General features: G+C 49.7%; 16 protein-coding genes, 1 pseudogene and 1 riboswitch. Of the genes and pseudogenes, 11 read left to right on the top strand and 6 right to left on the bottom strand.

The features are described 5' to 3' along the window. Positions 1 to 23 precede the first annotated feature (23 nt). From V7P87_RS08300 to V7P87_RS08275, 6 genes are all read left to right on the top strand, one after another. Positions 24 to 488, top strand: coding sequence for a hypothetical protein (locus V7P87_RS08300; protein WP_333797021.1), 465 nt, complete (start codon positions 24 to 26; stop codon positions 486 to 488). Between the two features lie 250 nt (positions 489 to 738). After that, positions 739 to 3,318, top strand: coding sequence for a hypothetical protein (locus V7P87_RS08295; protein WP_333797020.1), 2,580 nt, complete (start codon positions 739 to 741; stop codon positions 3,316 to 3,318). A gap of 128 nt (positions 3,319 to 3,446) precedes the next feature. Further along, positions 3,447 to 4,307 (top strand): EamA family transporter, encoded by an 861-nt coding sequence (locus V7P87_RS08290; protein ID WP_333797019.1) that lies wholly within the window; start codon positions 3,447 to 3,449, stop codon positions 4,305 to 4,307. A gap of 54 nt (positions 4,308 to 4,361) precedes the next feature. After that, on the top strand, positions 4,362 to 5,132 hold the full coding sequence (locus tag V7P87_RS08285; RefSeq protein ID WP_333797018.1) for a hypothetical protein: 771 nt from the start codon (positions 4,362 to 4,364) through the stop codon (positions 5,130 to 5,132). A gap of 42 nt (positions 5,133 to 5,174) precedes the next feature. Then, entirely contained in the window at positions 5,175 to 5,777 is a 603-nt protein-coding gene (locus V7P87_RS08280; protein ID WP_333797017.1) for an acyl carrier protein phosphodiesterase, read from the top strand. Positions 5,778 to 5,850: 73 nt separating this feature from the next. Further along, a complete protein-coding gene (locus V7P87_RS08275) occupies positions 5,851 to 6,240 on the top strand; it encodes a ribonuclease E inhibitor RraB (RefSeq protein WP_296300050.1) in 390 nt (129 codons plus the stop codon). Positions 6,241 to 6,419: 179 nt separating this feature from the next. Here V7P87_RS08275 and V7P87_RS08270 read toward each other — a convergent pair whose 3' ends face one another. Together V7P87_RS08270 and V7P87_RS08265 are read right to left on the bottom strand one after the other, a co-directional pair. Continuing rightward, on the bottom strand, positions 6,420 to 6,791 hold the full coding sequence (locus V7P87_RS08270; protein ID WP_333797016.1) for an excalibur calcium-binding domain-containing protein: 372 nt from the start codon (positions 6,789 to 6,791) through the stop codon (positions 6,420 to 6,422). 50 nt (positions 6,792 to 6,841) lie between these two features. Further along, entirely contained in the window at positions 6,842 to 7,303 is a 462-nt protein-coding gene (locus tag V7P87_RS08265; RefSeq protein WP_333797015.1) for a cytochrome b562, read from the bottom strand. A gap of 147 nt (positions 7,304 to 7,450) precedes the next feature. Here V7P87_RS08265 and V7P87_RS08260 point away from each other — a divergent pair, with 147 nt between their 5' ends. The 4 genes and pseudogenes from V7P87_RS08260 (at position 7,451) to yjjX (ending at position 10,607) form a co-directional block, all read left to right on the top strand. Then, entirely contained in the window at positions 7,451 to 8,152 is a 702-nt protein-coding gene (locus tag V7P87_RS08260; protein WP_260656348.1) for a YebC/PmpR family DNA-binding transcriptional regulator, read from the top strand. 296 nt (positions 8,153 to 8,448) lie between these two features. Continuing rightward, a riboswitch (cyclic di-GMP riboswitch) is annotated at positions 8,449 to 8,534 on the top strand. Between the two features lie 66 nt (positions 8,535 to 8,600). Beyond that, positions 8,601 to 9,419 (top strand): annotated as a pseudogene (locus V7P87_RS16715) (PAS domain-containing protein); the annotation flags it as partial. Positions 9,420 to 9,452: 33 nt separating this feature from the next. Then, the gene (locus tag V7P87_RS16710; RefSeq protein ID WP_442967948.1) at positions 9,453 to 9,956 is read left to right on the top strand and encodes a methyl-accepting chemotaxis protein; all 504 of its coding nucleotides are present in this window, start codon (positions 9,453 to 9,455) and stop codon (positions 9,954 to 9,956) included. A gap of 90 nt (positions 9,957 to 10,046) precedes the next feature. Further along, entirely contained in the window at positions 10,047 to 10,607 is a 561-nt protein-coding gene (gene yjjX / locus V7P87_RS08250; protein WP_333797013.1) for an inosine/xanthosine triphosphatase, read from the top strand. Positions 10,608 to 10,658: 51 nt separating this feature from the next. Here yjjX and V7P87_RS08245 read toward each other — a convergent pair whose 3' ends face one another. The 4 genes from V7P87_RS08245 to torT form a co-directional block, all read right to left on the bottom strand. After that, complete coding sequence (locus tag V7P87_RS08245) at positions 10,659 to 11,048, bottom strand: acyl-CoA thioesterase (protein WP_333797012.1); 390 nt, start codon at positions 11,046 to 11,048, stop codon at positions 10,659 to 10,661. A 53-nt stretch (positions 11,049 to 11,101) separates the two neighbouring features. Continuing rightward, on the bottom strand, positions 11,102 to 12,319 hold the full coding sequence (locus V7P87_RS08240; RefSeq protein ID WP_333797011.1) for a class I SAM-dependent methyltransferase: 1,218 nt from the start codon (positions 12,317 to 12,319) through the stop codon (positions 11,102 to 11,104). A 48-nt stretch (positions 12,320 to 12,367) separates the two neighbouring features. Further along, the gene (locus V7P87_RS08235) at positions 12,368 to 13,315 is read right to left on the bottom strand and encodes a hypothetical protein (RefSeq protein WP_333797010.1); all 948 of its coding nucleotides are present in this window, start codon (positions 13,313 to 13,315) and stop codon (positions 12,368 to 12,370) included. Positions 13,316 to 13,444: 129 nt separating this feature from the next. Next, positions 13,445 to 14,524 carry a TMAO reductase system periplasmic protein TorT gene (gene torT / locus V7P87_RS08230; protein ID WP_333797009.1) on the bottom strand — a complete coding sequence of 360 codons (1,080 nt, stop codon included), beginning with the start codon at positions 14,522 to 14,524 and terminating at the stop codon, positions 13,445 to 13,447. Between the two features lie 237 nt (positions 14,525 to 14,761). Here torT and V7P87_RS08225 point away from each other — a divergent pair, with 237 nt between their 5' ends. Further along, the gene (locus V7P87_RS08225) at positions 14,762 to 15,382 is read left to right on the top strand and encodes a DUF2799 domain-containing protein (RefSeq protein ID WP_333797008.1); all 621 of its coding nucleotides are present in this window, start codon (positions 14,762 to 14,764) and stop codon (positions 15,380 to 15,382) included. Positions 15,383 to 15,389: the final 7 nt, after the last annotated feature.

Below are 15,389 nucleotides of genomic sequence, written 5' to 3'. Positions count from 1 at the left end.
ACAACAGCAGATAACACAACGGTATGGCTCAGCAGCAAAAACAACAAGAACCACAAACTGAAACCACAGTGCCGACCACTGTGACACAGCGGCGGCAACTGGTGAGTACACCCGGCTGGCAACCCAAATCACGCCGTCAACAGCGCCGCAATAAAACAGCAAGCTCAGCCAAAGAACGTCAGCTTGATCAGCAGATCTGGTTATTACATCAGGCCATGGTGGAAAAACTGCTGGCGGCGCCGCAGCAGGCGACCCGTATTCAGCAGCAGCTGGACGAGCGTTATCAGCAAGGGCTGCTGCGCCATGGTGAATATCTGTTCTGGAGTACTGCTTTATTGCAGCTGGATCAGCCAGAGTTATTCCGGCAAAGCCTGCTTGGCGATGACGCGCATAGCCGCAAATACCGCAGGCGTACCGCCCTTTCAGCCTTGCTGACTGAAAAAGAACGGCAGGCGATTTTAACTGGTCTGTCACCGGCAGCAGAATAAATACAGGCTTATCACAGCCCGGCACTAAGCCTGATCCACCACAAGCCGTATTTTTGCACCATTCCTACAACACCTTGGCATCCATAGCGGCTACCTAAACATCAACGGCATCAGCGGCTGATGGCTGCATTTCTTGTTAACTTATTGCTAAGTCTTTGCCTGACAGCGTTTTTTGTACCCTGCACCATACACTCAGCGCCAAGAGCCTGTTAAACTCAAACCGATTCTATCGGCAAGGACAGGTATGCTTATGCGCTCTTATTTTGCTTTGGGACTTTTCTCCACCTTAGTCGGCCTGAGCCAGAGTGCCTGGGCCAACAGCGAAGCCAGCCAGCAGCAGCGGCAATATGCCAATAAATTTGGCAAGGTGAACATAGAGGCTTTATTGCTGGCCGATGGTCAGCGGGAATTTAACCTGCAAAGTAATGCTGTGCCGCTCAAAAGTGCCGATGGCAGCGCCAGCACCGAGCCAGTGCAAACCGTTAAAACAAAAACTCTGAGTGTCAGTGCCGGCGATTTGCAGGTTCGTAGCCAGAATGTGTTATTTGACGCCCTGTTTAGCCTGGCGCAGCTGGAAAAAAACCAGAACAGCGTCAATGAAATTACCGACTGGGGTTTTAACGATCAGCAGGCAGTGCCCTGCCCTTGTTTTGAAACCGGTGCCAAATGGCATTATGTCTGGACCCGCGATTTATCCTACAGCCTGGATTTGGGCCTGGGTTATCTCGACCCGGAGCGCGCCCGAAACTCATTGTTATTTAAAACCTCCAAAGTGCGGCCCGAACTGGTGGCCCGTCAGGTGTCGCCTATTGAAGTGGCGCTGCAGGACACTGGCTCAGGCGGCAGCTGGCCTGTCAGCTCAGACCGGGTGGTATGGATTTTAGCCGCCAGCGGCCTGACGCTAAACGCTATGGCCGATAGCAGCAGCACTGAAGCGCAGCAAGCCTGGCAAGCGCAGTGGTACCCCATTGCCAAAAATACCCTGCTGCAGGACAGGCAATATATCTTCAGCGAAAAACTGGGGTTATACCGGGGCGAAACGTCCTTTTTAGACTGGCGCGAGCAAAATTATCCGGACTGGACAGCCAAAGATACCCGCTTTCTGGCTCAGTCTTATGCACTCTCAACCAATGTGCTGCACTACGCCGCACTCAAGGCGGTTGCAGAAGCAGCCAAAACCCAGGAGCCAGCGGCAGCGCCACAATTTGCCCGCTGGGCCGATGAGCTGAAAACCGCCATTAACCAGTCATTTTGGCTGGCGGAACAAGGTTTATATGCCAGTTATCTCGGCGAAGAATTTAACCCTATGCCGGTGCAACAATATGATTTATTGGGTTTAGCGCTGGCTATTAACCATCAGGTGGCATCAAGCGCGCAGGCCGACCAGATTTTACAAAACTATCCGCTGACCCAGGCCGGTCCACCCGTGTTGTTTCCGGCAAAACAACAAATTCCGATTTACCACAACAGAGCCATCTGGCCTTTTGTCAGCGCTTATGCGTTAAGAGCGGCCAAGTCACGCCAACATGCGGAACTGTTCCATAAAATTGCCATGTCGTTATTTCAGGGCGCGGCTTTTAATTTATCCAATATGGAAAATCTCGAATGGTTGAGCCAAAAAGCCCATGTCGATGACGGTGAGTTATCCGGTCCTGTGATTAACTCTGAGCGCCAGCTCTGGTCTGTAGCCGCTTATCACGACTTTATCGTGAACGCTTTATTTGGTGTGGCGGTATCCGGCCGTACTCTGGTGCTGAACCCTTATATTCCGGCACAGCTGGCGCAGGATCTGCAGCTTGGCAACGAACTGAAACTGGAAAATCTGCGTCTTGGCAGCAACAGAGTACAACTGACCTTGCAGCTGCAGGGCAAAGCCAGCAAACAACAAAGTTATCAGCTGTCCGAAGTGCGGATCAATGGCGTGGCACAAGCCTTAACCTCAGCGCATCAACTGCAGCTGCAACTGGATGATTTTTCTACTGAACAAAACCAGATTGACATGGTGCTTACGCCTGTAGCCCAGCAGCAAAGCCCAGTCAGAATGTTAAAAGTGGCCGACAACCAGAAACTGAGCACAGCTGAACAAAGGGCGTTGTTTGCGCCAAAACAGCCATTATTAAGCCTGACCAGTACCGACAAAGGTGAAATCTTACTGAAATTTGACGCCAATGGTGAAACAAAAACCCGTTTTATCCTGTATAAAAACGGCGCAAAAGTGCAATTGAAAAAACAGCGGGATCATTATCTGGATAAAGACCCTGGTCATGTTTCGCAATGTTATGCCCTGGTGCAAAGTTACACCGATACTGCGTTAACCTCACTACCAAGCCGCACTGTCTGCACAGCAGGCCAACAGCAACAGTTTGTGGCAGGCGACACTTTACAAAGTGATGATTTAACCGCCACTGATTATCTGGGTTTACCGGTGTTTAAAAATTGGGGTTTGCCGGAGCAAAAACTGCAGCTGAGCGCCAAAATCAACCACAGTGGCACCCAGCGGCTGGCTCTGGAGTATTTTATCGACAACGGCCCGGTAAATACCGGTATTACCGCTGTGGTAAAACAGGCACAGGTGCAATGCCCTGGCCTGCCACTGCAACAAAGCAGCTTAGTGATGCCGCATCTGGCCACAGCCACTGAAGCTGGTATATCGACTGTGGCCAGCTTTGAAGCCAAGGCCGGCACCGAATGTCAGATCAGCATTGTGGATGGTTTTAATATGAGTTATCTGCAACATTTTGCCCTTTACACCGGCGGCAAAGGCGGTCAGACCGGCCCACTGAATCAGGCGGTGATCCACAAAGCCCTGTTATGGAGTGCGGCACAATAACAACTGGCGCCTGCTGCATCTGTAGCAGGTGCCTGCCGGCACGATTTGTCTGAAATCACAGCTTTGCCGGCAAGCCAATAAACACTGGCCCCAGCCAAGGTTAACCTGCGGCCAACTAAGGATCAGATGTGAATTTTTATGTAGTACTGGCGCTGTTGTCCGCCCTTTGTATGGCCAGCAGCGGCATTATCGCGCGTTATTCCGGCCTTGGCGCTGCTGAACTCACTTTCTACCGGCTTTTTGTCGGGGCTTTTTGCCTGGCGCTGCTGCTGTTGGCACGTGGGCAACTCAAAGTGCTCACACACAAACCTGATTGGCATGTGTGGCTAAACGGTGTGCTGCTCGCCAGTTTTATGTTGTGTTTTTTACAGGCTATCCAGACTATCAGCCTGGCCAACGCCATTATGCTGGTGTACCTGGCCCCGCCGCTGACCAGTCTTGCCGCCCACTGGCTTTTTCATGAAAAACTGAATCTTGCCAGTAGTTTATGTATTGTTTTTGCCATGCTGGGTTTTGCCATGCTGCAACAATTTCAGCTGGATTTAGCTTTAACCCCGGCGCAATTGCCCGGTTTTGGGTATGGTTTGTTGTCGTTATTGGCGTACAGCGCTTTTTTACTGCTCAACCGAAAACCAGACCCGGCGCAGTCTTTGTACCAGCGCACCTTTTACCAGCTGGCCATCGGCGCTTTGTGTGTGTTGCCGTTTTGGCAAGACGCCGCCTTACCAGCCAGCGCGGATCTACCCTGGATATTATTGGCTGGCATTTTCCCGGGGTTTTTAGCTATTTTGTGGACGCTGACCGCGCTGCAGCATCTGCCGACCCGGGTGTATGGCACTTTGGCTTATATTGAACCTGTGGCCGTGATCCTGGCCGGTTGGCTGTTGTTTCAGGAGAACCTCAGCCTGCTGCAAATCAGTGGTGTTTTGCTGATTTTAGCCTGCGGTATTGCCCAGACCTTATTTGCCAGGCCATCACAAAAGGCTTGAAACTAAGCATCAGGCTTTTCATACTCAAAGCCAGAAGTAACTCCAGGTGATGTTATGCAGGCCAGAACACCCTTATTAGCCGTCTTTGTCAAATTGCGCTGTGCGTTGGTACTCGCCATCCTTTTTGCTGCGCTGCCCTGTGCGGCGTCAGCGCCATTACGGATCAAAATGGGACTGCATAATTTTCCGCCTGATTTTATTGTCAGCAGCGATGGCCAAAGTTGTGGTGGGCCAGGCTTTGAGCTGACCCGCCGCATTTTTGCCATGCAGCAGATTGAAGTAGAAGCTGTCTGTGTCACCCCGGCGCGGATGTATCTGCTGCTTGACAGCGGTGAGCTGGATTTAAGCATCAATATTAAAAGCACCAAAGCACTGGCACCGCAGCAGGGGCAACATTTGTTTGTGGCAACGCCCTACTCAGAGCTGCAGCTGGTGATGTACAGCCATAAAAACCGTGGTCAGGCGCCCAGAGATAACTCAGTTGCGCTGATCCGTGGTTTTGACTACCAGGGCCAAAGAGCCAAATTGCTTGAACGTGGTTTTATTCCTGTGGATTTACCCGATGCCATCAGCGCCAGCGACTTATTTTTGCATCAGCGCAGCCAGCATTTGTTAACTTACGACGGCCCGTTTCGCGCCTATGCAAAAGCCAAAGATGCCAGCATACTGAAAAACCTAGAGCGTAAGGCAATCAGTGCCATTGATACTTTTTATGTGTTGTCGGCACGTTCGCCCCATCAAACTCAGATGCAACAAGCGATTGTTTCTTATGCCAAAAAACATAAGTGTTCTTATATCAAATCTTGTGTGCCTGAGTCTGAGTAACTGCATGATGGTGCACCATGCAGGCTGCAATGCAGGCCAAAGATGAACTATCTGGCTCATTTATATTTTGCCGGCAACAGCCCTGAATCGCGGATTGGCAATTTATTAGGGGATTTTTGCCGTGGTGTTGATTTAACGGCGCTTTCCCCCGCAACAAAGGCCGGCCTGATGCAGCACAGAGCCATCGACCGTTTTACCGACGCTGCACCAGAAGTGCGTGAGGCCAAATTATTATTTGCCGCCAAACGCCGTCGTTTTGCCGGAGTGGCGCTGGATTTATTGTTTGATCACTACTTAATCAAACATTGGCCGGCTTTTCACCCTGAACCTTTTGTAGTGTACAAAAGCCGTCTTTATCAGCAGCTGTGGCAGGACAGAGCTTTGATGCCGGAGCGCATGGCAACCACCATCAGTTATCTGGTGCCACAGGACTGGTTTGGCAGTTATGCTTCACTTGACGGTATTGGCGAGGCGCTGGATCGTATCGCTGGTCGTTTGCGTTTTGCCAACGAATTCTCCGGTGCTATCACCGACTTCAGCACCCATCAACAGCAGTTTGAGCAATTGTTTTTGCAGTTTTTTCCAAGCCTGCAGGCTTTTGTTGTGCAATACAACGCAGCGCAGCAAGCTGGCGCAGGAAATTAACTGCCGGACATTTTAAAAACTTGCTAAACTAGCGCGCAGAATTTTCCCCTACTATTGCTTCACGGAGAGCCCAATGAGTCAATTCCCGGATGATGGCAACGGCGATATGCTACAGGCACTGGCTGACGCCGGTGTGGATCTGAGCAAAAGCCTGGAGCTGGATTTTTATTTAGTATTTCCGGACAAACAAAAAGCCGAAACCGCACTGAATGCGTTAACAGCACTGGATGAAGGTGGCGAAGTTGAACTGAATTTTAACGATTTGGAGCAATGGGAACTGATTGTCAGCCTGAATATGGTGCCGGACCATGCCGCTATCACCGCCAAAGAAGCCGAACTGGACAAATTTGCGAAAAAATTTGGCGGTTATAACGACGGCTGGGGTGTGATGCAACATCAGGACGGCGACGACGATTTTGCTGACGATCACGAATGTGATGACGACTGTGATCACCAGCACTAAAAGCTGAGTTTTTAAACACATCGTCTTGTAAAAAAAACAGCAGCACCATGGGCTGCTGTTTTTGTTTTCAGATCTGACTGACTTCAAGGCGCTATGGGCATCAGCGGCATCACAGGCAACAAAGGTCACTTTGGCTTATTGGTTGGCTTACTGGACCTGCTACCTGCAGGGCGCAGTGCTTACCAGCGGCTATCCCTTTCACAGGGAACGCCGTCAAAATCACTATCCATCTTGGTATTGGGGCAGTTTTTAATAAAATACTCTGCTTCTTCCCTTGAATTCATCTGACTGCACATGGTTCTGCCATCACAGGAAAAACTGCTGTTTGTGGCGGCTTCACTAAACAAAGTGCCTTGGTCAGGGTTGGTGTTATGCGCTGTTTTTCCCTCAGCAATACCGGCAGCGCCTGTGCTGACAGGTGCCAGATATTCTTCCGGCACAGCGCCAATAGCAGGCACTGCCACCAGTTGCGGCGGTTGCTGATAAATTAATTTACCTGTCACCAGGCCAATACCAAAAGCTGCCAGAGCGACCATCACATAGCTATTCATACTGGACTGTTCCCTCGTATTTTCTTCAGACTGCTCACCTTCACCAGGTGTTAACCGCCAAACAACAATTGCCAGAAACTTGGGCTGCGCTTTTTATGATATTGTTTTTTCAGATGATCCACTTGAGCCAGCTGTTGTTTTGCAAGTGCCAGATCGCCTGTACTCAGCGTCTGTTGTACCAGCGTCAATTGTTGCTGCACTTCCATCAGGCCTTTCTGGAATACAGGCTGCTTTTCAGAGGGAAACTGATATTGTTGTACACTTGCAACTTCATGTTGTAATGCATTGATTTCATTTTGCATTTGCGAAATATCAACAGCAGTAAGCGCTTTTTTATAATAAAGCGCCATCAACTTCATCGTAGCTTCGACATCAGTGGTTGCTTCAACAACCGCAGGTGCGCTCACCTGCTCTTCTAAAGGTTGAGCATGCAACGCCAGACTCAGACAACCCAGACTAAATACGGATAACAACAGCGTTAATTTTTTAAACCTGGATAATAGCAACTTCATCACTTCTCTTTGCCAAAAAACTGCCGGCATTCTAGCACAGAACATAAATCCGCTTGCAGTACCCACTGTGGCTGTTGCGCCGGTCAGGCCCTTTGGCTAGACTACGGCATTTTCTTTGATCACACAGCACAGAGCGAGATTGTAGCCATGGGCGCACAATGGAAAGCAAAACATAAGCAGGATACTGCAGCGGCCAAAGGCCGTATTTTTACCAAATTAGCCAAAGAAATTATGATGGCGGCAAAAAACGGCGCCGACCCTTCAATGAACGCCAAACTGCGTTTAGCCATTGAAACCGCCCGCAAAGCTTCAATGCCAAAAGACACGCTGGAACGCGCCATTAAAAAAGGTGCTGGTTTACTGGATGGCCCGGTGAACTACGAGCACGTCGTGTACGAAGGTTTTGCCCCACATCAGGTGCCGGTCATTGTTGAATGTTTAACCGACAACAAAAACCGTTCAGCCCAAAGTATGCGTATTCTGTTCCGCAAAGGTCAGCTTGGCACTTCAGGTTCAGTGTCATGGGACTTTGATTATTTAGGCGCTATTGAAGCCACAGCCGACAACAAAGACGCTGATGTAGAAGTGGCCGCTATTGAAGCCGGTGCTCAGGATTTTGAACAGGATGAAGATGGCAGTGTGATTTTTTACACTGAACCGACCGATCTGGACCTGGTCCAAAAAGCCCTGCCGGAATTTGGTTTTAGCGTCAGCTCTGCCAAGCTGATTTATAAACCGAAAAACCCGGTGAGCCTGGATGACGCCGCGCGCGCCGAAGTAGAAGCTTTCCTCGAAGCCATCGACAACGATGACGACGTGCAAACAGTGTATGTGGGTTTAGGCGGTTAATTAAGTCACTGCAAAATCCCCAACACAAAGGAGCTGTAAAGCTCCTTTGTGCTAACTAGCTGCTTGTTTTTTGCTGTGCCGCTGTATCCATCGGCCATCAACAACACCTTCTGAACCTGCAGATGTTTTTTACTACAGCACCTGCTGACGGGCATCACTGTAGTTTTTGCCCATGCCACAATTTTTCACACTGCACAATTTTGTACATTTCACATATCGAACCAAATCAGATCGTTATCTCAATGATGCAACACAGCTGATCTGTTAGCGCTGTTCAAATTGCTGCGGATAGTTAAAATCAAAACCGGCAAGTCAGTTGAAAAGCTGAACACGCAAAACTATGGGCCTAAGGTGAATAAACTAAGGTTGCCAGGTTGCAGTAGACACAAAGGTGGTTCACTAATACCGTCGCCGCCTGTTGACTTTCTCCTAGCAGCACCCCTTGCCCATGTTATTGCGTCAACACAGCTCAGACACATTTAGCAGCAAGGGAAAGCCTATGTTTAATCAAAAACTCAAAGTTGCCTTACAACAAAGCCAGCACGATCTGCAGTCGGTGCAACATTACATCAGCTCTATCGAACGCAATATTGCCGTGATTGAATTTTTACCCGATGGCACTATTTTGCACGCAAACAGAGCTTTTCTGGACACTGTCGGTTATCGCTGGGATGAGATTTGTGGGCGCCATCACAGTATGTTTTGTGACAAGGAACATCAGCAGAGCAAAAGCTACCAGTTGTTCTGGCAACAGTTAGCACAGGGGCACAGTCAGGCTGACACTTTTATGCGCTTGCATAAATCAGGGCAGAAAATCTGGCTGGAAGCCACTTATTTTCCGGTGTTACAACATGGCAAAGTGGTGAAAGTGGTTAAGTTTGCTGCCGACGTCAGCACTAAAACCCGGCAGCAGCAGGAACAACAGGCCATTATTGCCGCTTTGCATAAATCACAGGCCATTATCGAATTCAGCCCTTGCGGCCATATTCTGCACGCCAATCAAAATTTTCTCACCACTGTAGGTTACAGTCTGGAACAAATCAGCGGTCAACATCACCGGATGTTTTGTTTTGACGGTTTTTATCAGCAACAACCGGATTTCTGGCTTGAGTTACAACAGGGGCAGTTTAAATCCGGCCAGTTTGAACGTAAAAATGCCGCCGGCGACTCAATCTGGTTGGAGGCCAGCTATAACCCGGTCTTTGATGAAGAACGCCGTGTTGTAAAAGTCGTAAAGTTTGCCAGTGATATTACGGCGTTGATCCGCCAACGCCAGGCCGTACAGCAGGCTACAAAAACAGTGCAGCAAATTCAGCAACTTAACACTGAACTTTTTGCTCAGGGAGAGCTGTTGCTACAACAAAGTGTACAAAGTACAGGCCTGGTCAATAAAGAAGTGAATCATGCAGCAGCACTGCTGCAACAGCTGGCTACACAGTCACAGGCGATTTATGCCATGGTCAGCACCATTCGCCATATTGCCGAACAAACAAACCTGCTGGCATTAAATGCAGCTATTGAAGCGGCCAGAGCTGGCGAACACGGTCGTGGTTTTGCCGTTGTGGCCGATGAAGTCCGGCAACTGGCGTCCAGTACTGGTAAATCAACAGTAGATATCGAAACCGTCGTAAAAACCAATCTGACTTTAACGCAAAACGCCCTTGCTAGCATGCAACAGGCCAGTCGCGAGTCTGATCGGGGCAATATGCTGATCAATGACACTGCAGAGGTTTTTGTCGGGTTTTGCCAAAGTAACGAGCAGGTGCAGCGTGCAATCTCCGAGCTGTCGGGTTCCTGCGGTTGATGCAGCATACAAGCTAACAAAAACTGCCTGCTGCATACTGTGGCGGGGCACTGTATGATAACGGTAGTTTTTGTCTAAGATTTTTGCCTGATGTCACCACAACTATTCACAGAACCCGGTGTTCAGTACTGGACTATTGCCGTCGCTTCAGCCAACCCCGCCAAAATCAAAGCTGTACAGCATTGTTTTACTGAGGTTTTCCCCGATATCCATTGTGAAGTGCAAGGTTATGCCGTGCCATCTGGTGTGGCAGCGCAGCCGATGAGCAGCGAAGAAACTTTATTGGGCGCGCAAAACCGCATCAACACACTAAAACAGCAGGTGCAGGCCGACTTTTATGTCAGCATCGAAGCAGGTCTGGACGGGGAATTTACTTTTGCCTGGATGCTGATAGAACACCGGGGTGTGTTGGGCAAAGCCCGCTCGGCCAGTCTGATGTTACCACCTGCAGCCTTGCAACAGCTGCAACAGGGTCAGGAGCTTGGTGATGTGATGGACGCGTTGTTTGGTACCGACAATATCAAACAAGCCGGTGGTGCCATTGCGCTGTTAACAGGCCACAGACTCAGCCGCAGCAGTGTTTATCAACAGGCGTTAATACTGGCCTTGATCCCGTTTTTGCAACCCGGGTTGTACCCGAAGGCACCTTAATGCAGCAAAGCTGCAGTTTTTTGCGAAACCGCAGCTGGCGGGCGTCTGCGCTTATTCGTTGGCCAGCAGCGCCAGTGCGTCAGGCACAAAAGGCCGGCCACGTTGATTTAATGCCGTGCCTGTCACCAGCGCATCCAGCAGCACAGCGCCGTCGCGGCTTCTGACCACTTGCTGGCGAAAGCCAAAGCGAACCTTAGAAATTGGCTGATACTGCACTGTAACTGCAAACAAATCGCCGCTGGTCAGCGAGCCTTTGTAGTCCATTTCACTGCGCACCACCACCAGATGAATGCCATCACGTGCCAGTGCGGCAAAATCAATGCCTTTACTTAATAAAAACTCATGGCGGGCATGTTCCAGATAATTAAAATACACGGCATTATTCACTATACCCTGCATATCACATTCGTAATCCCGTACTTTAAAATCTACCGCAAACACATGAAGCTCCTGAAGTTTCGAAAAAGTTGCCGATTGTCGCTGATTTTAACGCCTTAGCTGGTCGGTTCAGCCGCAGCCAATAAGGTTTCCAGACAATGCTGTTTGATACCATAAAAAGCTTTCAGCTCGGCAATTTGTGTAAGAACCGCCTGGTTGTCTTTTGGTTTTTTCCGTTTTTGCGCCAGGATCATTTTATTTTTACTGGTGTGCTCCAGGCTGATAAATTCAAACACCTGAGTGTCGTAGCCATGGGCTTCAAGCAATAATGCCCGCAAGCCGTCGGTTAACATCTCCGCCTGCTGGCCGGCATGAATACCATGCACCAATAATGGCGATAACACCGGCGGGCTTAATAGCTGAGGCCGCAGTTCTTTGTGGCAACAAGGTGAACACATAATAATTTCAGCGCCGGTGCGAATGCCCATATGAATGGCATAATCGGTGGCGGTGTCGCAGGCATGCAGCGCTATCATCACGTTAATACCGCGGGCTTTAAAATGTTTCACATCGCCCTGCTCAAACTGCAGGCCATCAAGTGCCAGCGCCTGTGCTGTGTTATTGCATAAATCTACCAAAGGCTGGCGCAGCTCCACCCCTGTTACCTGCGCTTTCAGGCCAAGGGTGCTGGTCAGATAATCAAAAACCGCAAAAGTTAAATAAGCTTTGCCTGAGCCAAAGTCTGCTACATGCAACAACTGTTGCTGTGCCAGGCCGGTTTGGCTGATGGCTTTGGAAAGCACCTCAATAAACTTATTAATTTGCTTCCATTTTTTTGACATGGACGGAATCAGCTGACCCTGGGCGTCGGTAATGCCCAGCGCCTGCAAATAAGGCCGGCTTTGTTCCACAAAACGGTGTTTTTCTTTGTTATGCGCCAAAACGGCCGGTGCTTTGGGTTGGGCAATTTTGCGTTTATTCAAAAGCACCTTGCCTTTTTTACTGATGCCAAGCTGCACTTCCTGGCTTTGAGTTTCCAATAACACATTATAAAAATCGCGGCCAATCCACTCGGTCAGCAGAGCACAAGCATCCGCCAATGTATAATTTTTTGTGCTGTCAAAGGTGCGGTTTTCCGATAAGAACGACAGCAACAACTCGTTTTTTAGTTGCACCGGCCTGATGTGCACCCGCTGCAACTCTGCATCCTGCCCCTGATATTTTGACAATAACAACCGCACCAAAGCACCGGCGGTAAAAGCCTGGCGGAACAGGTCGATAAATTCAGTCAGCGCTGGGTCTGTAGACTTGGTCATAGGATCAATAAAGGTCATGCTGGTTCCGGTGCAAAAAAATATCGCCGGATTATATCAGAGCCAGGCTTAAAACTGCTGTGCGGGCTTTATTGCTTCCCTTATTTTAATTTTTTCCACCCGGGTGGAAGGCGGCAACTGCAACCAAAATTCGGTAATGCTGGTGGGCGTGGCCGGCGGTAACACCGGATTTGGCAGCTCAAACACCAGCGACTGACTAAACTGACTAAGCGGAAACACATGCCGGCTCACCGGATGTTGTTGCATAAAGGCCTGCAGCTGGCCAGACACCGCCAGCGCCGTTAAGCCTTTTTGCAGCCTTTTGGCCAGTTGTTCATTGTTTTGTTTGACAAAAAAGTACATGGCGTAGGGGTACTTCAGCAACACATCAGTGCTGAACATCAGATCCGGATATTCTTTGGCAAAATGTGCCACTTCAGAGGGGCCTTCAAACACACTGCGTGGGAAATAATCACAACGTTTTTTACTGAGTAAAGACAACATCTGATCATAACCATCCACCCGCAGCACCTTAAGGCCAGCCTGCTCCATAATGGTCGAATCAGGCCAGGTCAGGCCCTGACAGGCGGTTAACTGCTGCAGCTCTGAAAAGCTCGTCAGCTGTTTAAAACCGGCTAAATCGGTTTTTCGGATCATAAAACCGCGCCAACCTAACCCCCCACCAAGCAGCGGCACCCGGATTGGCAACAAGTCTTTTTCCAGCTGCAAATCGGTGCCAAAACGATGTAAATCAATAAAATTCCCCTTGTGCAGCATGTAAAACATATTGCCATGACGGGGAGGCATCAGCTCCTGCACCCGGGCAGGGCCAAACTCGGCTTCGGTTTGTTTCAGCACCAGCTGCAATAAATCCTGATAATAAGCATGGCTGGCTTCCTGAATGGATTGCTGACCCAGGGTTCGGATCACTGTTTCTGCGCCAAACGCCTTAGTTGCCAGCCCAAACCAGACTGTCAATAACAACACAAAAATACATTGGCGCGGCAAACTGAACATCACAAAAATACCTTTATCTCATACAGATAGCTTCAGCATAGTGGAATTGCCCCACCACAGCCAGCGAAGCTGTGCCTGCGTAAACGGCAGCAAAATCAGCTACAAGCGGCAGCGCCTGCGAAGGGGTTGCTAACGTGGTTTTTCCGGCAAATCAAGCAGCTCACGACGGATGATCCACTGCTCGTCCGGCGGTAACAACCTGTTTATCGGGTAGGAAGCCAGATTATCGGCTTGCAGTACTTCAATTTGTGGCGCCACATAAGCTGGCACCCGCTCTTTTTGTAACAGCCGCACCGCCAGATCCACTGCAATCCGCGCCTGGAGCACCGGCGAGTCAGTAACAGCTGCAGCTATCTGGCCTTGTTGTAGCAGTTCTATTACTGCCGGATTGGCATAATACGCAATAATTTTTGGCGAAGGTTTGGCGTCGTCCGGCGATTTGCCGGCCTGCTCATTTTGTAATATTTGCTTTTGTAATAATTGCGACACCACTTTTGCGGCAACGGCATTGGCCAGCACCACATCAATGTCCGGGTTTTTGGCAAAAAAATCGCGGGCAAGGCCGGCCTGACTAAAAGCATCGGTTGGACCATAACCGGCGTGCAGCACCTGAGTTTGGCTACCCCGCAGCGTTTTTGTTAAACCCGCTTCAGCATCCCGCACCCAGGCTGCACCTTCAGGCCCCGGAAACCAGGCAAGTTTTAATGGCTTATTACCCTGCTGCTTGAGAATATAACGGGCGGCCGCCGCCGACATACCGGCAAAAGATAACGATGAATGACTGCTGACCCCTGCACTGTCAATGCCGTTAATCAGGTCTATCACCGGAATTCCTTTTGCACTGAGTTCACGGATCTGGGCATCAAGCCCATTGGCCGAAATAGCCGCAATAATATAAGCGTCCGCTTGTTTCTGCGCGCATAAGGCCAGCTGTTCAGCTTGTTTTGTGGCATTCTCGTAACCACCGGCTTCGTAAATGCCCAGCATTACGCCTTGTCTGGCCGCTTCCTCCGACAGGCCCCAGGCCACGCCCCACCAATAGTGATCTTTACCATGGGGCAACAAAGCACATAACCGCCATTGCCGCTGCGCCTTGGGCAAAGGACTGTATTGTTGTTTTTTACCATCGGCTATCACAGGCACCGGATACCAGTTGGCAATAACGGCAGGGCTTAGCAGCAACAACAAAAGCACAAAAATTCGTTTCATTCAAAGCACTCCTGATATCCGTGACCACAAGGCTTAACTACTTGGCCCCGGCTTCTTGCACAAAGCCCCTGCTTCACGCTCGCTGCAACAGCAACAACCTTCACAACAACAACAGTCAAAGACCACATGAGGCAGAGCCCTTGTTGCTTAAGCACGGTTTTTTCAGGGAAATTTGCTTGGCAGCCAAAGCGGCAAACATTAGCATAGAGCACTTTTTCAAAAATGACGGAACATCAGATGAGCCTTACCCAGACCTTATGCCGGCTCGTTGCCGCCTCTAGTCTGCTGCTGTTATTAGCCTCCTGCAGCAGTATCAGCAAAGATGAATGTTTGCGTGGCGACTGGTACAGCTTGGGCGTTAACGATGGTAAAGCCGGCACTTTGGCCAGCAAGTTTCGTGATTATCAAAAAGACTGTGCAGAGCATGGAGTAACCCCCGACTTTAAGGCTTATCAGCAAGGTCATAACCAGGGCTTAGTGTTTTATTGTGATTTCCCGCACGGTGAAGCCCATGGCCGCAGTGGTGCTGAATACAACACCGCCTGCAGTGGCAAACTTGAAGCTGATTTTCGCCGTGGTTATCAGCAAGGACGCCGCTGGTACCAGGCCAAATCGAAGGTGGACGAATTAGGCGCTGCCATCAACAACATTCAAATACGGATAGAACAGCACAAAGATGAGATCTACCGCAGCAATCAACAAATTGCGATGGAAAATGACCCAAGCCGCCGTGCTTCTTTGTTATACCGCACCGACAGGCTCAGAGATGAACTGGAAGACTACCACACCGAACTTGGCCGGTTGCAGGTACAGTTTTATCAGGCACAACAAGCATTTGCACCACTAAACCGACCTTAACTTGTCA

It is taken from the genome of Rheinheimera sp. (assembly GCF_036782235.1).
Lineage (GTDB): Bacteria > Pseudomonadota > Gammaproteobacteria > Enterobacterales > Alteromonadaceae > Pararheinheimera.
Note: the sequence above shows the minus strand (reverse complement) of the source record. Positions and strands in the feature narration are given on the sequence as shown.